This is a genomic window from uncultured Roseobacter sp. (assembly GCF_947496515.1).
Taxonomy (GTDB): domain Bacteria; phylum Pseudomonadota; class Alphaproteobacteria; order Rhodobacterales; family Rhodobacteraceae; genus Roseobacter.
The window spans coordinates 82216-100884 of record NZ_CANMDB010000014.1 but is presented as its reverse complement, the minus strand read 5'-3'; the positions used below and the strand labels follow the sequence as shown (position 1 = coordinate 100884).

Here is an 18669-nt window from a genome sequence, read left to right as displayed (position 1 = left end):
AAACTAATGGAGATGGGCGGGCGTCCGGTGACACTGCTGGATGGCGATATCGTGCGGAAAAACCTCTCAAGCGAGCTCGGGTTCTCCAAGGAGCACCGCGATCTCAACATCCGCCGCATCGGCTATGTGGCCAGTGAGATCACCAAGAACGGCGGCATCGCGATCTGCGCACCCATCGCGCCTTATGCCACCACCCGACGGGCCGTGCGCGAGGATGTGGAGGCCTTCGGTGCCTTTGTCGAGGTGCATGTGGCGACCTCCATCGAGGAATGCGAGCGCCGCGACCGCAAGGGGCTCTACAAGCTGGCGCGCGAGGGCAAAATCAAGGAATTCACCGGCATCTCCGACCCCTACGACGTGCCCCAAAACCCCGAACTCCAGGTTGAGACCGAAAACGTCGACGTCGACAGCTGCGCGCATCAAGTCCTCCTCAAACTCGAAAGCATGGGCCTCATCAGCGGGTGAGGGCGGGTCCCGACCCACAGACAAACGACCGCGGCCGCCCAGATCACCGGGCGGCCGTTCGTGTCAGGCAGTGTGCGGAAGAGTGAGCTGCCCTGACATCACCACCACGCCTTTGCCCGCAACCTCAACGCCGGTGATCGCGTCCCGCGGACCCAGAACACGGACCTGCGCCTGACCCGGGCGGCCCATGCCGTGGCCCTGCTCCGCCACGAAATCGGGGCGGTCGATCAGCCCGGACGACCAAAGACAGGCGGCCATCGCGCCGGTCGCGGAACCGGTGAAGGCATCCTCCGCCGGGCTCGGCGGCGCCAGCAGAAGGCGGCTGTAGGTATCGCCCTGCGGTGTGGCACCCTCCAGCGTGACCCAAAAGGGCTCCATCACGTCGGTGCCGGAGCTGCCCAGATGAGCCCCCAGGTCAGCAAGCGCCCCGGGATCAAGACACAGGGCGTCCAGCGTGGCGCGATCCTTCAGCACGGTGATGCAGAACGGTAATCCGGTGGAGACGATCTGCGGCGGGGCGATGATCGCCTCGGCGTCGATACCGCCAACCCGGGCCACCAGATCCTTGGGAACCACTGGCCCAAATGCCGGGGCCATCTGGGTCATGGTGACCGTGTCACCCGTCACCTCCACAGGGATGACCCCTGCCCCTGTCTCCAGCCGCAGCGGACCGTCGGAGATCAGCCCTCGGGCCCGCATGGCCAGCACCGTCGCAACGGTGGGATGACCGGCAAAGGGGATCTCACGGCTTGCGAGGTAATAGCGGACCCGGACATCGGCCACCTCCGACGGGCCGGTGAAGGTACATTCGACCAAAGACGTCTCGCGCACATAGGCCATCGAAACTTTGGCCGGGACATCCGCTGCAGCGTGCACGACGGCACAGCCATTGCCGCCAAAGATGACGTCCGTGAACGCATCCACCCAGTCGAAATCAAAGGTCATGCAGGCTCCCAATGAAAAAGGCCGCAGCGCTCTGCGGCCCTCCCAGGGTGATCATGCAGGTCAGGTCACGTCAATGCATCCGTTCAGTGCACGGGCACCGGCGCATAGTCGTTCTGGCGGGCCAGACGGAAGGCCAACCCCCGGTCCGCGACCAGCGCGAGCTGCTGCCCGTCGCTGTCATGCACTGCATAAAGCTGATCCAGATCGCCCGCCTGCTCACGCACGTCCTGCGGCAGATCGGTGACGTCGATGGCCTTCACATAGACGATGCGGGTGTCGGCCGGTATGGTTTGGGTCTCTCCAGTCATAGGCTTACCCTTTCCTGATGTTGATCTTTTGAACAACGGTTTGTGGTTTGGCGCGGGTCAGGTCCACGTGCAGCAGACCGTTTTCCATGATCGCCTCACCAACGTCGACACCATCGGCCAGAACAAAACTGCGCTGGAACTGGCGCGCGGCGATCCCACGGTGCAGGTAAACGCGCCCTTCCGTGTCGTCAGACTGACGGCCCCGGATCACCAGCTGGCGGTCCTCCACCGTGATTGACAGGCCTGCCTCGCTGAAACCGGCCACGGCCAAGGTAATCCGGTAAGAAAAATCCGAGGTTTGTTCGATATTGAAGGGCGGATAGCCCTCATTGCCAGATTTGGCAGTCCGCTCCAGCAGCCTTTCGAGCTGCTCAAAGCCCAGCATATGGGGATATGATCCCAGGGTCATTTTCGTCATGCGACACGTCCTCATCAGTCAAGCGACAGTCAAATTCAGGTCCCGTTAAGGCGACCTGCTGTAAATATGGGGGCCACCTCGTTTGGACACAAGGGCTAGGCGGTAGGTTGGTGAACACCTATGTTATAAGACGACGGGACGGACGGAATCACGGATCATGAACGCACCAACAGACTTGTCGATGAAAACCGACGACGTGCTGCGCGTCGAGCTTGAGGTGTTCCGGCGGGAGCATCGCGATCTGGACGAAGCCATTCAGGCGCTGGCCGAACGACGGCACGGGGATCAGCTGACCCTGCAGCGGCTGAAAAAACGCAAGCTGCGGCTCAAGGATGTGATCGCCCAGATCGAGGACAGGCTGACCCCAGATATCATCGCCTGACCCTGAACGGCACCGCATTGCCTCGGGTCCCGGTTTGGCTATAGTCCGCTCTCATCTGTTGGACCCGAGGGGCTTTTTCACATCATGACCAGACCTGCCGTGGGCATCATCATGGGCAGCCAGTCAGACTGGCCCACGCTGCGCGAGGCCGCAGACCTGCTGGATACTCTGGGGGTGGCTTACGAGACGCGCATCGTCTCGGCACACCGCACGCCCGACCGGCTCTGGGACTACGGGCGGGATGCAGTGGACAACGGATTACAGGTGATCATTGCCGGTGCGGGCGGTGCCGCGCATTTGCCCGGCATGATGGCCTCCAAAACGCGGGTGCCGGTGATTGGCGTACCGGTTCAGACCAAAGCCTTGTCCGGTCTTGATTCGCTCTATTCCATCGTGCAGATGCCGCGCGGTTATCCGGTCGCAACCATGGCAATCGGGGCGGCAGGGGCGGCCAATGCAGGGCTGATGGCCGCCGGGATCCTGGCCCTGCAGGATGCGGCCCTGGCCGAACGGCTGGAGAACTGGCGCGCGGCCCTCTCCGCCTCGATCCCGGAGGCCCCGACGGATGACTGATCCGCTGGCCACCGGTGCGGTCATCGGCATTCTGGGCGGCGGGCAACTGGGGCGGATGCTGTCGGTCGCAGCGGCGCGGCTGGGCTTTCGCACGCATATCTTCGAGCCCGGGGCTGCCCCGCCCGCGGGGCATGTGGCGGACCGCCTGACAACTGCACCCTATGAGGACATCGCCGCGCTGACCGAGTTTGCCCGCAGCGTTGATGTGGTGAGCTACGAGTTCGAAAATATTCCCACCGGTGCGCTCGACGTGATCGAGCGCCTCGTGCCGATCCGCCCCGGGAGAGAGGCCTTGCGCGTCAGCCAGGACCGGTTGACCGAAAAGACCTTTCTGCGCGACCTCGGCCTGACCACGGCCCCTTTCGCCGATGTGCCGGATGCGGATGCGCTCAAGGCATCAGCCGAGCACACGGGCCTGCCAGCGATCCTGAAAACCCGACGCTTCGGCTATGATGGCAAAGGCCAGATCCGCATCGCAGATGCAGACGCGCTGGCGGCCGCCGGGGCGGAGATTGGCGGGCAACCGGCCATCCTCGAGGGTATGGTGCCCTTCAGCCACGAGATCTCCGTGATCGCGGCGCGGGGCCCGGCCGGTGATGTGGCCGCCTTTGACCCGGGCGAGAATGTGCACCGCGACGGCATCCTGCACACCACTACGGTACCCGCACGGCTTAGCCCCGCCCAACGCACTGACGCGGTACTGATCGCTGCCAAGATCCTGAACGCGCTTGACTACGTCGGGGTGCTGGGGGTGGAGCTTTTCGTGACGCCTCAGGGCCTAGTGGTGAATGAGATCGCCCCCCGTGTGCATAACTCAGGCCACTGGACCCAGAACGGCTGCACCGTGGATCAGTTCGAACAACATATCCGCGCAATTGCCGGTTGGCCGCTGGGGGACGGGATGCGCCACGCGGATGTGACCATGGAGAACCTGATCGGGGCGGATATGGAGCGCGTGCCCGAGCTGGCAGCAGAGCCGCGCACAGCGGTGCATCTCTACGGCAAGGCAGAGACAAAACCGGGTCGCAAGATGGGGCACGTCAACCGGATCACCGGCTAGGTCCGCGCGGTCTCAGCTGGCAAAAAAGCGCTCGGCCACCGGGCCGGAGAGATAGCTGAACTGCCCTGCCACCATGGTTGCCGCCACACGCTGCGTGGCCACGTCGATCACCACGAGATCGCAGCGTTGGCCGGGTGCCAGCGTGCCGCGATCCGTCAACCCAAGCACCCGCGCAGGCCCTTCAGAGACCAGCCGCCAGGCGCGCGCCAGATCCATCCCCGGCCCCTCCGCCAGAGCAAAGGCCGCGCGTCGCGGGCTGGGATAATGATAATCGGAGGCAAGCGCGTCGCAGAGCCCCTTTTCCACCAGTGCTCTGGCCGAGACGTTGCCCTTGTGCGACGCACCGCGCACCACGTTCGGCGCGCCCAGGATGACCGGATCGCGCATGTCCTGCGCGGCGTGGGCGGCCTCTTCCGTCTCCGGGAACTCGGCCACGGTGACCCCGCGCCCGTGCCAGCGCTGCCGGATCTCAGCGGTGTGGTCATCATGGCTACCCATGCGGATACCGCGCGCGGCAAGCGCTGCGCACAGCGTGTCAAGCGCGCCGGGCACCTCATCGCGTCGCGCATGGGCCTCCATCATCAGGGCAAAGTGTTTCTCCGGATTGCGGCCTGCCTTCAGCGCCTGTCCCACCATGCGGGGCGGCTGCCGACCCGCTGAGAGGCGATCGTGCGGCAGATGGTCATTGAAAACGACGTAGGTCACATCCCAGGCCGCGACCCGCTGCGGCAGATCAGGATAGAGTTCCAGCTGATGGGTCTCGAACCGAAGCTGGGCGCGGATGTCCGTGACCAGCCCGGCCCGCGTGTCGCGGATCGCCGCAAAGACCTGATCGGCGAAATCGAGCCCGCGCAAACCGCCCTCCCAACTGACGAACTGCGCCAGAACCGCTGTCGTGATGCCATTGGCGGCCAGTTCTGCCTCTGTCGCCACCAGTCCTTCGGCCATCTGTTTCATGGCACCCCGGCGCGGTGCCAGATGCCGCTCGAACCCGTCGCCGTGCAGATCCACGATCCCGGGCAGCACCAGATAGCCAGTGAGATCCACCGGTCTGCCACCGCTGTCCGCGATCCACTGACCTTCTATCGTCAAATCAGAAACGTGCAGCCCCGCAGGTGTCAGAACCTGCGCACCCTGAAACTTAAGGTTCGCCAATCATCGCCCCCACACCCGGCACGCAATTGCCATCGGGACAGCCAAGTTGCGACAGGATCGCGTCAAACCAGCTGAGCGAGCGGTCAAACTTGCCGGTGGTCAGAAAGGACACGGTCTGCGCAATCACGCGCGGGTTGTTCATCATAAAGGTATGCGTGACCGGGAGAACGATGTGATCGCTCATTCCAGCAACACGGGTGGACGCGACTGACACTTTGCCATCGTCCCGCCCCGGTATGAGCGACGAAAAGTAGGGGTTCAGCGACTGATCGCCCGCAATCACACCAAGCTCGAAGGTGACAGGTGGCAGGCGGCGTGGCAGATCCTGCGGATCGGTGCCCAGTTGCGCGCCCGCCGGGCCGTTGATCCAGTCGAAGGCCTCAATTTCGTCCAAGGCATCCACGACCTCGCTGCCCTGGTTCGGCGGCGCCAGCATGACCACGCGGCCAAGCCTGTCGGATGGGCTGTCGGCAACCCACTGACGCAACAGGATACCGCCCATGGAATGGGTCACGAAATCCACCTTGCCTTCCGGACCGCAGGCGGCCATCGCCCGTGGCAGCGTCCGCGCGACCAACTCTGCGATGGGTGCTTGCGTCGAGGGGTAGCCCGGACGCACCACGGTGTAGTCTTCTGCGTTGAGCGCAGCCTCCATCAGCGCGAAGGAAAACTCCGTCCTTGCGAGCCCGTGTAACAGCACGACACAGCGCGCCTGTGCGGCGGCTGCCACCATGGTCAGAGCAAATACGACCAGCGCTGTCTTGAAACTACGTCTCATATCCGGTGAGATAGTGCCAAAGCGCCGCTGTCAAAAGAGTTACGTCGCGCGCCCGGCAAGGAAAGCGCCCGTGATGCCCAAACGCCCCGTTCGCCTGGCCACCCGCGCGGTGATCGTTCATGAGGACCGGCTGCTGCTGGTCAATGCCTGGGCGGATCCTAAAAGGCCGCTGCTCTGTGCCCCCGGTGGCGGCGTAGAGACGGGCGCGTCACTGCCGGAAAACCTGCGCCGTGAGGTGGTCGAGGAAACGGGGCTGGACATCACGGTGGGCGATCCCTGCCTGATCAACGAATTTCACGACCCGGCCACCGGATGGCATCAGGTGGAGGTCTTCTTTCGCTGCCGGATAGAGGGCAATCCGGTGATCGACCCGACATGGCAAGACCCCGAAAACATCGTGACCCGCCATATCTGGGCGACAGAACAGGAGATGCGACAGTTGGTGGTTAAACCGGACAGCCTGCGGCGGGTGGCCTTCTCCCCGGATGCCGCGCTCAGCTACGACCCGCTGGAACAGATCGTGCGGTGATTGCCATGGCAATGCCGGATACGACGAGCGCTGCCGCTAATGCCACCCTCAGGCTCACGGCCTCGCCCAGCAGCGCGGCACCGCCGATGAGCGCTATGATTGGCACGCTCAGTTGAACCACGGGTGCTAGGTTGGCTGGCAGCCGCGGCAAAACCGTATACCACAGTGCATATCCGACACCCGAGGTCACACCGCCGCAGAATATCGCAAGACCCCATCCCAGCGGCGTCATATGTTGGGCAAAAGCTGCCAGTGCCGCCACGACGAGCGGCAGACAGAGCAGGAAGTTGCCCGTGGTGGCGGCAAGCGGATCACGCTCGGCCCGGCCCGCAATGGTGTAGATCGCCCAGCCCACCCCGGCCAAGACCATCCAGGCGGACCCCGTTACTTGGGCCGCGCGTTCCTGCTCCGGCCAGAGTGCGAGAACGAGGCCAAGAAACGCGACACTCGCCCCTGCCAACTGCTGCATGCGAGGCCGGGTGCCAGTGGCAAAAGCGTGGCCGAACATGGAAATCTGCACGACCCCAAAGAGCACCAGCGCGCCAAGTCCCGCATCGAGTGTCAGATATGCCAATGAAAACCCAGCCATGTACACGGCGAGGCTTACGGCGCCCACCGCGCGGCTGCTCTGAAACAGGCGCAGGCGACCACCGCGCACGACCAGGATAACTGAGAGGACGGCAGCCCCCGCGAGCACCCGCACGATGGCAAAGCTGTTGGGATCCATATGGCCGCCATCAACCGCGAGCCTTGTCAGGACGGAGTTGGCGGCAAAGGCGATCATGGTGGCGGTAGTCAGCAGGAAGAGGCGCATGGTCCCGCATAGCGGCTTGGGTTGATCCCGCCAACCGGAAGTTGACGCCGGGGAGACAGCTCTGGCTCCGTGCAGGTGCAGGTTGCGTCGGCAAATCTACGTGACGCGCCCAAGACCGCTATCCGCGCACCGTCTGTCGCGGCGATGGCGGCAGGGCTCCGGCGGATCGTGCTGTGCCGCGATGGCTGGCCGCCGTTGAGGCTTGGCTGAATGGCTATTTTCAGTTCTGGTTTCTGCGTAGCGGCGTGCGCAGATCAGGCCGGACAATGCAACAGCCCGTCAATACCCTCACTCATGGCAAAACGAGACCTGCCGCCAATGTCCCAATCCGCCATTCGAGCCTCCGCACAGCGGGCTAAACGCCTGTGCCCATATGACCGGGAGGTGAGAAGATACTGCCGGTTGCTTCACACTGTGCAGTTCAGTCATCAACAGAGCGCGGAGAATTGGGCCGGTACCTGCGGGGAGCAGGGTCCAGCTGAGCGCCACTGATTCCCCGGAGGTTTATCCCCGGTCGAGCCCGAGTATGCTTGTGTACGTACTTTCGAACCGGAGCCGCAGCAAACCGTTCAATGTCATATTTGAGGACCAGCATGCCGTGGGTCAGGCATGTGTTCAGCTGGCTGAAGCGATAGGCAAGACCGACAAGGAGCCGTTCCTGATAAGACATCAAAACAAGTTGACTAATCCGCGAGGGTACTTGGTTGGGGGCATTTCCCCTATGGTGTCGTAGATGAGCGCGGCACGTTCCGGGGCTGGTTCAATGGAACCTGGAGCTTATCGGGACGGGGTGATCCACCCACCCCATATCCTTCCGGCCAAAGCGCTGGCCGCCCGCAGCGGCTAGATCAGCAAGTGGGTTTTGTGAGGTATATCGCCGTCAGACTTTGACCGGAATGGTGTATCAAAAAGCGCGTGGTGTAGGTGCGCCTTTGTAAATTCGTCTTTTGCCAAAACGCGCGGGTACTCGTGCACTTGGGGCCGCGTATTCGCTCGGTCCCCTGTGACCAGAAGGACGGGCGTATCTGCGTGTCGGGCGCAAGACCGGATCAGGGCGTAGACATCCCAACCGGTACCATCAGGCAAATTCAGATCAATCACGAATAGATCGAAATGCCGGCTGTGCAGTAGCGGCGGCACGGCCGAGCATCGGCTGGCCTCGCTTGTGATAACTCCTTGATCGGTGTCACGGAGCAGTCGGCGCAGCCGGGCGCGATCGAATTGATCGTCATCCACGACCAACACATGGGGAGGCAATGGGACAGGAATAGCGGGAACGACGGACATCCACGATTGAACAAACATGACAGCTCGGCTTTCAGATTTCACAGGGAGACGAGGGACGGCTTCGACAGTTTCAAAAGCGACCGAGAGGTTGCGCCTCGATTCAGAACTTTTTTTCGCAAGGTGGCTGGGGCCCGTCGGGCAGGCTTACCTCCACCGCGATACCGCGAGCATCGAGCGGGTCGTTGAGGCGCGCGTGTCCTTCATAGACCTGGGCAATTTTGCGCGTAATGGCCAAACCCATCCCGCTCCCCTCAACTTCATCCCGGGGTTTGAGGGTTGTCATCGCCCCGAACACTTTCTCACGATAGCGGGGCGCAATACCTGGGCCATCGTCGGAGACGGTTAGAACAACCGATCCGCCCGCTCGCTCAGATGACACGACGATCTTGCCCGTTGGTGAATCATGATGCTTGATCGCATTCGAGATCAGTGCCGTGAGCAGTGTGAGAATATCTCTCTCGCCGCAGCGGACAGAGTGATGAGACAGGTTGCGGATGATCTGAAATCCATGAGGCAGGCGGATTTCCTCAAGCACTTCATCAAGCGCATCGTCAAGATCCACCTGACCGACCTCTTGCATCCGGCCAACGCGTGAAAATGTCAGCAAATCCACCAACATCCGGTCAAGTCGGCCGGTGTGACGGTTCATCAGTTCGATGCTTTCTCCCACTGAACCGTCGAGTTTTACGCCCGCATCCTGCAGATCCTCAGCGATCCAGTGAGGCAGCTCGATCAGCGCGCGCACCGAATTGCGGACATCATGGCTGATCAGGTAAATGAAATCCTCGATCTCCGTGGAGGGCATGTGATCTTTCGTACCAGCCTGCGCCATACCGCACTGATCGGAGTTTGGAGACATGGAAAAGAAGTCCTTTAGAACATCGTCGGGCTGATGTAGCAGGGGCCGCTGAATCCTCGGTTAACGCGGTGTCATTGACCGCAAACGATCCTGTGCAAAAATCACGTATATAAAGATGCGTCTTTTTTCGAGGTCACTGGAAATTCGATAGGGGCGCTCTCTAACTGTACTGGATTTAAGCCGAGTTTAATCCTTCCGCCGTACCCTCATCCGGTGAGCGAGCAAATCAGATCCCTTCCAGCAGAACGCGGCATCTTCTCGAGCATTGTCGCTCGTCTGCGGCTGTTATTGGTGGTCATCGGTCTGGTGACGGTCATCGCCGGACTGACGGGCTTCACTCAGGTGCGCGAGATTTCCTCAGCCACCGGGGCGCTGCGTCACGGGGCACTTCCTATCCTGATGAACACCGCAGCGGTGGAGCGTGACCTGAGCCGAATTCGGGTCACACTTGAACGGGCAAACTTCGCCCGGTCATTGCCGCAATTGAACAAAGCCCAGACCAGTCTGGACAGTCAGATCACCAATTTTCGGACGCAAATCTCACAACTGCTGTTGACCCCTGGGACCATTGCCCTGACCGAACAGATCGAGAGTCATCTGGGTGAGCTGGACAATATCGCACACCAGCTGATCACAAAAAAGCGAGAATCGTTTGAAATCACCCGATCTCTGACGGCCCTACAGCAACAAATTGACAACGTCGCGAGCGACGCGAGCATGGCCCTGAGAAGCCTGCTCAAAGACAGCAGCGATCAGGTCGACATAGCCCTTGAACGGATCCGATCGGACGCCTCGCCAGCCGCCGACGTGATTGATCAGCTTTTCTCCGGACTGTTCCTGAATGCTCTGAATCTGACGAGCCTCTCAATGGGGTTCGAGACCACGACCGAACTGGCCAGAACGGACGCCACCTCCGGCGATGTGAGACGAAGTGCTGAACTGGAACGCACACTCAAGCAAAGACTGGAAAGCTTTACCACGCGCCTGACAGGACTGACGGCGAGTCCGCAAAAAAGCCAGCTCATTCAGGCTGCGGCAGATCTCGAACGTTTGCTGGTCGGGCGGGACGGACTGGTTATTATGGGCCGACGCGCTCTCCAAAACCGCGAAACGCTGCAGTCGCTTCGTGAACAGCACATCACGCTGTCGGGGGAGTTGTCGACCTTCGCGAGAGACCTGGGCGAACAGGCCAAGATGGTTGTCGATAAAAAGTCAGCGGCCTTGGGTGCTGCAACGCGCTGGCTGTCGATGATCCTCGTGGTTTGCCTCTTCCTCGCCGCAATCATTACAACGATCGGCAATTCCATCATCATCGAACAGCAGTTCAATCGCCGAATGGAACGGTTGAGCAAAGCCGTCCGGGCCATCGCAGGAGGGGATCTTAAACACCCTATCGACATCGACGGCCGCGACGAGTTGGGCGATGTTGCGCGGGCGCTGACAATTTTCAAGGACAACGCCGAAGAGTTGCGCCGCTCCAACAAAGAATTGGAACAGTTTGCCTATGTCGCAGCGCACGATCTTCGCTCCCCGCTCCGCGCGATCCATGATCTGGCCGACTGGACACTGCAGGACGACGAGAACGCGCTGTCGGAGGACAGCGGCACCTATCTGAAGATGCTGCAAAGCCGGGCAAAGCGCTTGGACCGGCTACTCGCGGATCTGTTGAATTATGCCCGTGCGGGAAGTCAGAAGGACGGGCTGGTGGACATAGAACTGCGCGCCTTTGTGGAAGAGATCTGGACGATGCTCGATCCGCCCAAGAGCTTCTCACTTCGCTATAGCGGTCTCAACGGCTCTGTACGCACATATGCGACGCCATTGAAACAGATCCTGATCAATCTGATCTCGAACGCCGTGAAACATAATGATCAAAACACGGGTACTCTGTCGATCTCAACAAAGGCAGAGAACGGTTGGCTCATTTTTGATGTCGCGGATGATGGCCCCGGCATCCCACCGGAATATCAGACGCGGATTTATCAGCTGTTCCAGACGCTGCGCCCACGCGATGAGGTTGAGGGCAGTGGGTTGGGTCTGGCGATCATCCGAAAGCTGCTTGAACGCTATAAGGGAGATATTTCTCTCCACTCCGATCCGGATACCGGGCGAGGCGCGCGGTTCAGGGTCAGATTTCCCGGCGATACGGGCCTTGCTGCCGATGAACGGTCATACTCGGGTGCTGCCTGATGACCTTATTTCCATACCTCACTGAAGGATGCGCGCCATGATTGGCACTAAAACGCCCCAAGACGCTACGTTTCTGCTGGTTGATGACGACGAGATCAGCATCCTGTCCATGAAACGGTCGTTAAAGAAGCTTAAGATCGTCAACCCCGTAGTCGTCGCCCGCGACGGGCGCGAAGCACTGGATCTGTTGATCGAAGCGATCAACGAAAACAGTGGTCAATTGCCCCCGTTCATCGTGACTCTCGATCTGAATATGCCCCGAATGAATGGTCTGGAGTTTCTCGAAGCCGTGCGATCAGATGCGCGACTGCAACAATTGGTCATTTTCGTTTTCACAACGTCGGATATGCCAAGTGATATCCAGTCGGCCTACAGCAAGAACATTGCCGGATACCTGGTAAAGGAAAATGCGAGCGAGACACTGTCACGGGCGCTGAAAATGATCGGGTGCTATTCCCGTATTGTCGCCCTGCCGAGCTGACATTTCTGAAATCAGGTCTGAATAGACTCCAGATCTAGCTCCAACCGACATCTGAGGGTGTGTCCAGCTCCATATGCATTCGTCATTTTTGAGCAGGGTTTGGTACCGGTGCGCGCATGTTCAAGGCTTGATGCGGTCGGACACGAGTGTACGGCTTGAGCCGGGTATTGATGACGATCTGCGCCGGTTTTTCGATGCGTCTCCAAACCAATCAGCATCCTGGCGTCGGTCCACTGGCCGGCAGGCGTTTGCGTGGCAAATGATGAGAGGGGCCAAATCACACGTCGACGTCTGGCAAATTTCTGAACAGAGGTCTTACGCTGATATAGCCGCTGAACCATTGTCAGCCGTCCAAATGCCGCTTTGGTTATGGGGGATCATAGCGGTCCTCTCCTCGCCGTGCTCGCCAGCCCGTCCTGCCATGATTTGACCAAAAGCACCCTTGTTGCTCTATTACTTCCGCCGATCAAAATGGTCTTTGGTGGAACACGGTCTTCGGACGCGTCGCGCAAGCACAAGCCATTGGGATTGGTGGATATCACCCAGTCGGAATACGTCTGTCATCTGCCATGGTCTTGTTCGTTGGACGTTGGAAAGAACGAGAGATGCGCGATCTGCGCGCGGCTCGGCGAAAAAGCAAGAGAGACATCAACCCTGTGTTTTCCCGCGGCGAGATACAGCGCTCAACCAGAGTGGATGAGCCTGACGATAACGGCCACTGCCGCACAAAAACGCTGGCGCGCTTTGCGGGACTTTTTGAAGGGTGACATGTGCCCGTTTCGATTTCGAACGATGCACCAAAGAACCCGACTTGGACGCCTCCCTGCGTCTCCTGTCTTGCCGAAGATCAACGTCGAGAGAAACATCGCGCGAATGAGCTCAAACCAACACCGATAAGTGCGGCACCACTGAGCAGACGCCCGAACGCGAAAGGGCCCGCCTGACGACGGGCCCCCTCTTATTCTGCCTAAAGCGGCGCGCTTACATCATGCCGCCCATGCCGCCCATGTCGGGCATGCCGCCACCGGGGGCGCCTGCACCCTCTTTGGAAGGCTTGTCGGCGACCATGGCTTCGGTGGTGATCAACAGACCGGCAATCGAGGCTGCGTCCTGCAGGGCAGTCCGAACCACTTTCGCGGGGTCGATGACGCCGAAGGAGAACATGTCGCCATATTCTTCGGTCTGCGCGTTGAAGCCGAACTTCAGATCATCGCTTTCGCGGATTTTGCCAGCGACGACCGAACCGTCCACGCCTGCGTTCTCAGCGATCTGGCGCAGAGGTGCTTCGAGCGCTTTGCGCACGATGGAGACACCTACGTTCTGATCGTTGTTCTCACCGGTCAGACCTTCGAGCTGCTTGCCCGCCTGAACGAGAGCAACGCCACCACCGACGACAATGCCTTCCTGAACGGCGGCACGTGTCGCGTTCAGCGCATCATCGACACGGTCTTTACGCTCTTTCACTTCCACTTCGGTCATGCCACCGACGCGGATCACCGCCACACCACCGGCGAGCTTGGCCACACGCTCCTGGAGCTTCTCGCGGTCGTAGTCAGAGGTTGTTTCCTCGATCTGAGTACGGATCTGAGCCACGCGTGCTTCGATCTCGGCTTTTTCACCGGCACCGTCGACCACGGTTGTCTCGTCCTTGGTGATCTGCACTTTCTTGGCCGACCCCAGCATGTCCATTGTCACGGCCTCCAGCTTCATGCCGAGATCTTCGGAAATCACCTGACCACCTGTGAGGATCGCGAGGTCCTGCAGCATCGCCTTGCGACGATCGCCGAAACCGGGTGCCTTGACCGCCGCGATTTTCAGACCACCGCGCAGCTTGTTGACCACGAGTGTGGCCAGCGCTTCGCCTTCAACATCCTCGGCCACGATCAGCAGTGGTTTCTGCGACTGGATGACCTGCTCCAGCAGGGGCACCATGGGCTGCAACGAAGACAGTTTCTTCTCGTGCAGCAGCACGATGCAGTCTTCCAGCTCGGTTGTCATCTTGTCAGCATTGGTAACAAAATAAGGGCTCAGGTAGCCGCGGTCGAACTGCATGCCTTCGACGACATCGGTCTCTGTTTCCAGGCCTTTGTTCTCTTCGACAGTGATCACACCCTCGTTGCCGACCTTCTGCATTGCATCCGCGATCTGCTGACCGATTTCGGCCTCGCCGTTGGCGGAAATCGTGCCGACCTGTGCGACTTCGGCGCTGTCGTTCACTTCACGTGAGGCGGATTTGATCGCTTCAACCACTTTTGTCGTGGCCAGATCGATGCCGCGCTTGAGGTCCATGGGGTTCATGCCAGCGGCGACCGATTTCATGCCTTCTTTGACGATGGCTTGTGCCAGAACGGTCGCCGTCGTGGTGCCGTCGCCGGCCTCATCATTGGTCCGCTGGGCCACTTCTTTGACCATCTGCGCGCCCATGTTTTCGAACTTGTCTTCCAGTTCGATTTCCTTGGCAACCGACACACCGTCTTTGGTGATCCGGGGCGCACCGAAGGATTTGTCGAGCACGACGTTCCGGCCTTTGGGGCCGAGCGTCACTTTGACCGCGTCAGCAAGGATGTTTACACCCTTGAGCATGCGGTTACGGGCATCGGTGTCGAATTTGACGTCCTTAGCAGCCATGTTGGTTTCTCCTCTTGAGAATAATTATATGATTGAGCGATAGGTCATGGGGCGGGCATTGGGCCGCCACGCGGTCAGCCGGTTGGCTTACGCGATGATCCCCATGATGTCGCTTTCCTTCATCATCAGCAGTTCTTCACCGTCGAGCGTGACTTCTGTGCCGGACCATTTGCCGAACAGGATCTTGTCACCTGGCTTGACGGCCATGTCGATCAGCTCGCCGCTGTCCTTGCGCGCGCCGTCGCCGCAGGCGACAACTTCGCCTTCGGAGGGCTTTTCTTTTGCGCTGTCGGGGATGATCAGACCACCCTTGGTTTTTTCTTCGCTTTCCGTGCGGCGTACCAGCACGCGGTCATGAAGCGGTTTCAATGCCATCTTTGCAGCTCCTTGAGGCTCAAAGTTTCATTCATAGTTCCGGGCAATGAGATCCTGCCCTGCTGTTGCTAGCACTCAAATACCCCGAGTGCTAACGCGCCGTAATTAGGCAGACGCGGGCAGCGTGTCAACCAAGTGTTACTGCAAAAATACGCAAGTCCCGCGCCGAACTCAGACCACGCCCGTCGGGGTCTCGGACATCTTCGGGCGTATTTGGTTCTGCGCGGCATCGACACCGGCCGGTGTCAGATCATAGACGCCGGTCCGAACCCGCTGGAACCAGCCATAGTGGTCGTCGGCCATCATGCGCGTTGCACGCGCGACGCCGGTTTCGCGGGCGACAGACGCGCCCTTGCTGGCACCAGCCTCATCAAGATAGGCCGCTATCCGCAGCGCATCCTGACGATAGGCCGTCACTAGCCCCCGTCGCGTCTGCCCACCGGCGTTGGGATCTCCGGTTCGCCGCGCAAATTCCTTCAACAGAGGGGTTTGGCGCGCGGTGACGATCCGCGGTCGAAACGGGCCGGGGTCACAGTGCGCCTGCACCAGACCATCCCGCACCCTCACGGTCATCACGCCCAGCCCCAATCGTCGGGCCAGTTTGCAAATATCTTTGACCGATTTTGCAAACCGCTTCCCGGTCCGGTGTTCTACCGCAAGATAGACGTGCTCGGTCACCATTTGCCGGGCAACGCACTGATGGATCAGCGACAGTGAGAACCCCAGCTTCAGCTCGACGATCACCGGAGCTTCCTGGCCGCGCACAGCCATGACATCAACTGCACCAACCTCGGATTTCACCTCATACCCCTGCCCTTCCAGAAAGGCCTTGATCGGCGGGTAGAGGTCAGTTTCGCGCATGTTTGACATGCGCAGACGCTATCATCAGCAGCAAACCGGTGCCAAGCAACCAACGCACCAAGCAGGACGTGACAAGCCAGCGGCCCGCTCCTATAAGGCGCCAAAATGATCCAACCATTGTAGGAACACCTTATGACCACGCTCGTTTTCGGCCACAGATCCCCTGACACGGACAGCACCGGCTCACCCATCATCTGGGCGTGGTATCTCGACCAGATCAAGGAGACGCCCGCCAAACCTGTGCTGCTGGGCGAGCCCAATACCGAGGCGCTTTTTGTCCTGGACCGCTGGTCGCTGGACAAACCCGAGATCATCTCGGACGTGGCGGCGGATACGCCGGTGGTGATCGTCGATACCAACAACCCGGCCGAGCTGCCCAACGGGATCAATAACGCGGATATCACGGGCATCATCGACCACCATAAGCTAGTCGGCGGGCTGGAGACGAAGGGCCCTATCGAGATCCGCATCGAACCGCTGGCCTGCACGGCGACCATCATGTGGAAGATGATCGGCAAGGACATGGCTCAGATGCCGACGGGCATCAAGGGCGCGATGCTGTCGTGTATTCTCAGCGACACGTTGGAATTCCGCAGCCCGACCACCACGCAGGAAGACAAGGCCATCGCATGGGATCTGGCGGAAGACCTTGGTGTCGACATCAGCGCATACGCGGCCGAGATGTTTGCCGCGAAATCCGATGTCTCCGCCTTTTCCGAAGCAGAGCTCTTGCGCATGGACAGCAAGGAATACGAAGTCGGCGGCAAGCAGTTCCGTGTCTCCGTGCTGGAGACGACCTCGCCCGCGCAGGTGCTGGACCGCAAGGATGCGCTGATGGCGGCGATGCCGGGCGTGGCCTCCGACGACGGGGCGGATCAGGTTCTGCTGTTCGTGGTGGATATCCTCGCCGAAGAAGCGACCCTGCTGGTGCCAAATGATCTGGTCAAATCGGTAGCCGAGAAGAGCTTTGACGCGCAGGTCTCGGGCGACACGGTGGTGCTGCCCGGTGTCATGAGCCGCAAAAAGCAGATCATTCCCAACCTCAAGGTCTGATCGCAGACATACCCCGCCGTCGACCCTACAGGATGCGGGTGGCGGCAGACAGGAGCGCACGCCCATGACCCGGATCATCACGCATCTGATAGATGTCGCTGCGCAATACGACGCGCTTTTCGTCGATCTCTGGGGGTGCCTGCACAACGGTGTCAGCGCGCTGCCCGACGCCGTTGCGGCGTTGCAGCACTACCGCACAAGCGGCGGGGCTGTCGTGCTGGTCACCAACTCACCCCGGCCGCGCGCGGGTGTGGAAAAACAGCTCACAAGCTTCGGCGTGCCCGAAAACTGCTGGGACACCATTGCCACCTCGGGCGACAGCGCCAGATCAGCCATGTTCCGCGGGGTCGTTGGCAGGAAAGTCTGGCACATCGGCTATCCCGGGGATGAACGGTTTTTCGAACCCATCGGCGTGGTGGAGGATCCGGTCGACATCCAGCCGGTACCGCTGGAGGAGGCCGAGGGCATTGTCTGCACCGGCCCCCGGGATCCGCTAGCCGACCCGTCCGTGATGCGGCCGGAATTTCTGATGGCCAAGCAGCGTGGGTTGAAACTGCTCTGCGCAAACCCAGACATCATCGTGGACCGCGGCGAGCAGCGCGAGTGGTGTGCAGGCGCGCTGGCACAGCTTTATGGCGAGATGGGGGGGGAGAGCCTCTATTTCGGCAAGCCGCATCCCCCGATCTACGATCTGGCCCGCCGCCGGCTGGCCGCCTTGGGTCGCGATGTACCCGACAACCGCATTCTGGCCATCGGTGACGGGGTGCTGACAGATATCGCAGGGGCAATGGGTGAAGATCTGGATTCGCTTTTTATTTCCGGTGGCTTGGCGGCCGCAGAGACCCAAACCGAGGTTCAGCCTGATCCGGGCGCCCTGGCCAGCTACCTTCAACACGAAATGTCGAGCCCCACGTTCACCATCGGATTTCTACGATAAAGAGCACGGATCGCATTCTGCAGTTGCAAAGTAACAAAATTTCAATGTATACACGCGCATGATTAGATAATTACTCGGAGAATCGTCATGCTGGATAATATGCCCCGCGGCACCATCTGCATCGAAGACATCGAAATGGGCATGACGCGCTCGCTCCGGAAGGTTGTCACCGACGACGATATCGAGATGTTTGCCCAGATCTCCACCGACCGGAACCCCGTCCATCTGGATGATGACTATGCCCGCGACACGATTTTTCAGGGTCGGATCGCACATGGCATGCTGACGGCGGGCTTGATCTCGGCGGTGATTGGCGAGCAGTTGCCCGGCCATGGCACCGTTTACATGGGCCAATCGCTGAAGTTTCTGGCCCCGGTACGCCCCGGTGATATGGTCCACGCAGAGGTGCGCGTGATCGACATTGACTTGGGCAAGCGACGCGTGAAGCTCGACTGCCACTGTGCCGTTGACGGTAAAAATGTGCTGGTGGGTGAGGCCACGGTGATGGCGCCGTCGCGCAAGTTCGACTGATCGCCCGAACAGGGTCGGAGTGCTGACGCGAGACGCTTGC

The 18669-nt window shown here is 60.4% G+C and carries 22 protein-coding genes; 11 read left to right on the top strand and 11 right to left on the bottom strand.

Annotation, left to right across the window (positions count from 1 at the left end):
* Nucleotides 1–465 (top strand): adenylyl-sulfate kinase (cysC, locus tag Q1A53_RS20115; RefSeq protein ID WP_299970030.1); only part of this gene is annotated, 465 nt, incomplete at its 5' end.
* 63 nt (nucleotides 466–528) lie between these two features.
* Here cysC and Q1A53_RS20110 read toward each other — a convergent pair.
* From Q1A53_RS20110 to Q1A53_RS20100, 3 genes are all read right to left on the bottom strand, one after another.
* A complete protein-coding gene (locus Q1A53_RS20110) occupies nucleotides 529–1410 on the bottom strand; it encodes a PhzF family phenazine biosynthesis protein (RefSeq protein WP_299970027.1) in 882 nt (293 codons plus the stop codon).
* Nucleotides 1411–1493: 83 nt separating this feature from the next.
* The gene (locus Q1A53_RS20105; protein ID WP_299970024.1) at nucleotides 1494–1718 is read right to left on the bottom strand and encodes a DUF1150 family protein; all 225 of its coding nucleotides are present in this window, start codon (nucleotides 1716–1718) and stop codon (nucleotides 1494–1496) included.
* Nucleotides 1719–1722: 4 nt separating this feature from the next.
* A complete protein-coding gene (locus Q1A53_RS20100; RefSeq protein ID WP_299970021.1) occupies nucleotides 1723–2136 on the bottom strand; it encodes an Hsp20 family protein in 414 nt (137 codons plus the stop codon).
* 157 nt (nucleotides 2137–2293) lie between these two features.
* On the opposite strand from Q1A53_RS20100, the gene Q1A53_RS20095 reads away from it, so the two are divergent.
* From Q1A53_RS20095 to Q1A53_RS20085, 3 genes are all read left to right on the top strand, one after another.
* Entirely contained in the window at nucleotides 2294–2518 is a 225-nt protein-coding gene (locus Q1A53_RS20095) for a DUF465 domain-containing protein (protein ID WP_299970019.1), read from the top strand.
* A gap of 84 nt (nucleotides 2519–2602) precedes the next feature.
* Nucleotides 2603–3091 carry a 5-(carboxyamino)imidazole ribonucleotide mutase gene (purE, locus tag Q1A53_RS20090; protein ID WP_299970017.1) on the top strand — a complete coding sequence of 163 codons (489 nt, stop codon included), beginning with the start codon at nucleotides 2603–2605 and terminating at the stop codon, nucleotides 3089–3091.
* Nucleotides 3084–4151, top strand: a complete 1068-nt coding sequence (locus Q1A53_RS20085; RefSeq protein ID WP_299970016.1) for a 5-(carboxyamino)imidazole ribonucleotide synthase — start codon at nucleotides 3084–3086, stop codon at nucleotides 4149–4151. Before purE ends, Q1A53_RS20085 begins: the two co-directional genes overlap by 8 nt.
* Nucleotides 4152–4163: 12 nt before the next feature.
* On the opposite strand, the gene Q1A53_RS20080 is transcribed toward Q1A53_RS20085, so the two are convergent.
* Both Q1A53_RS20080 and Q1A53_RS20075 read right to left on the bottom strand, forming a co-directional pair.
* Complete coding sequence (locus tag Q1A53_RS20080) at nucleotides 4164–5306, bottom strand: alpha-D-ribose 1-methylphosphonate 5-triphosphate diphosphatase (RefSeq protein ID WP_299970015.1); 1143 nt, start codon at nucleotides 5304–5306, stop codon at nucleotides 4164–4166.
* Nucleotides 5293–6084 (bottom strand): alpha/beta fold hydrolase, encoded by a 792-nt coding sequence (locus Q1A53_RS20075; protein WP_299970012.1) that lies wholly within the window; start codon nucleotides 6082–6084, stop codon nucleotides 5293–5295. The genes Q1A53_RS20080 and Q1A53_RS20075 overlap by 14 nt, the downstream gene beginning before the upstream one ends.
* 73 nt (nucleotides 6085–6157) lie before the next feature.
* Between Q1A53_RS20075 and Q1A53_RS20070 the strand changes: the two genes are divergently transcribed.
* Nucleotides 6158–6613: an NUDIX domain-containing protein gene (locus Q1A53_RS20070; protein ID WP_299970009.1), complete on the top strand. Its 456-nt coding sequence runs from the start codon at nucleotides 6158–6160 to the stop codon at nucleotides 6611–6613.
* Here Q1A53_RS20070 and Q1A53_RS20065 read toward each other — a convergent pair.
* From Q1A53_RS20065 to Q1A53_RS20060, 3 genes are all read right to left on the bottom strand, one after another.
* A complete protein-coding gene (locus Q1A53_RS20065; RefSeq protein WP_299970007.1) occupies nucleotides 6579–7427 on the bottom strand; it encodes a DMT family transporter in 849 nt (282 codons plus the stop codon). The two genes, Q1A53_RS20070 and Q1A53_RS20065, sit on opposite strands and share 35 nt — an antisense overlap.
* Nucleotides 7428–8270: 843 nt before the next feature.
* On the bottom strand, nucleotides 8271–8714 hold the full coding sequence (locus tag Q1A53_RS23455; protein ID WP_366872989.1) for a response regulator: 444 nt from the start codon (nucleotides 8712–8714) through the stop codon (nucleotides 8271–8273).
* 100 nt (nucleotides 8715–8814) lie between these two features.
* On the bottom strand, nucleotides 8815–9573 hold the full coding sequence (locus Q1A53_RS20060; protein WP_299970002.1) for a HAMP domain-containing sensor histidine kinase: 759 nt from the start codon (nucleotides 9571–9573) through the stop codon (nucleotides 8815–8817).
* 213 nt (nucleotides 9574–9786) lie between these two features.
* Between Q1A53_RS20060 and Q1A53_RS20055 the strand changes: the two genes are divergently transcribed.
* The 3 genes from Q1A53_RS20055 to Q1A53_RS20045 all read left to right on the top strand — a co-directional run bounded on the left by Q1A53_RS20055 (nucleotide 9787) and on the right by Q1A53_RS20045 (nucleotide 13011).
* Nucleotides 9787–11763, top strand: a complete 1977-nt coding sequence (locus Q1A53_RS20055) for a HAMP domain-containing sensor histidine kinase (protein ID WP_299969999.1) — start codon at nucleotides 9787–9789, stop codon at nucleotides 11761–11763.
* A 37-nt stretch (nucleotides 11764–11800) separates the two neighbouring features.
* Nucleotides 11801–12244: a response regulator gene (locus Q1A53_RS20050; protein ID WP_299969996.1), complete on the top strand. Its 444-nt coding sequence runs from the start codon at nucleotides 11801–11803 to the stop codon at nucleotides 12242–12244.
* Between the two features lie 605 nt (nucleotides 12245–12849).
* Nucleotides 12850–13011, top strand: a complete 162-nt coding sequence (locus Q1A53_RS20045) for a hypothetical protein (RefSeq protein WP_299969993.1) — start codon at nucleotides 12850–12852, stop codon at nucleotides 13009–13011.
* 214 nt (nucleotides 13012–13225) lie between these two features.
* On the opposite strand, the gene groL is transcribed toward Q1A53_RS20045, so the two are convergent.
* From groL to Q1A53_RS20030, 3 genes are all read right to left on the bottom strand, one after another.
* Entirely contained in the window at nucleotides 13226–14872 is a 1647-nt protein-coding gene (groL, locus tag Q1A53_RS20040; RefSeq protein WP_299969991.1) for a chaperonin GroEL, read from the bottom strand.
* Nucleotides 14873–14959: 87 nt separating this feature from the next.
* Nucleotides 14960–15247: a co-chaperone GroES gene (locus Q1A53_RS20035; RefSeq protein WP_299969988.1), complete on the bottom strand. Its 288-nt coding sequence runs from the start codon at nucleotides 15245–15247 to the stop codon at nucleotides 14960–14962.
* Nucleotides 15248–15418: 171 nt separating this feature from the next.
* The gene (locus Q1A53_RS20030; RefSeq protein WP_299969985.1) at nucleotides 15419–16117 is read right to left on the bottom strand and encodes a DUF2161 family putative PD-(D/E)XK-type phosphodiesterase; all 699 of its coding nucleotides are present in this window, start codon (nucleotides 16115–16117) and stop codon (nucleotides 15419–15421) included.
* 123 nt (nucleotides 16118–16240) lie between these two features.
* Between Q1A53_RS20030 and Q1A53_RS20025 the strand changes: the two genes are divergently transcribed.
* From Q1A53_RS20025 to Q1A53_RS20015, 3 genes are all read left to right on the top strand, one after another.
* Nucleotides 16241–17161, top strand: a complete 921-nt coding sequence (locus tag Q1A53_RS20025; RefSeq protein ID WP_299969982.1) for a manganese-dependent inorganic pyrophosphatase — start codon at nucleotides 16241–16243, stop codon at nucleotides 17159–17161.
* Nucleotides 17162–17225: 64 nt separating this feature from the next.
* Nucleotides 17226–18098, top strand: a complete 873-nt coding sequence (locus Q1A53_RS20020) for a TIGR01459 family HAD-type hydrolase (protein WP_299969979.1) — start codon at nucleotides 17226–17228, stop codon at nucleotides 18096–18098.
* Nucleotides 18099–18185: 87 nt separating this feature from the next.
* Entirely contained in the window at nucleotides 18186–18629 is a 444-nt protein-coding gene (locus Q1A53_RS20015) for a MaoC family dehydratase (RefSeq protein ID WP_299969976.1), read from the top strand.
* The last annotated feature ends 40 nt before the right edge of the window (nucleotides 18630–18669 follow it).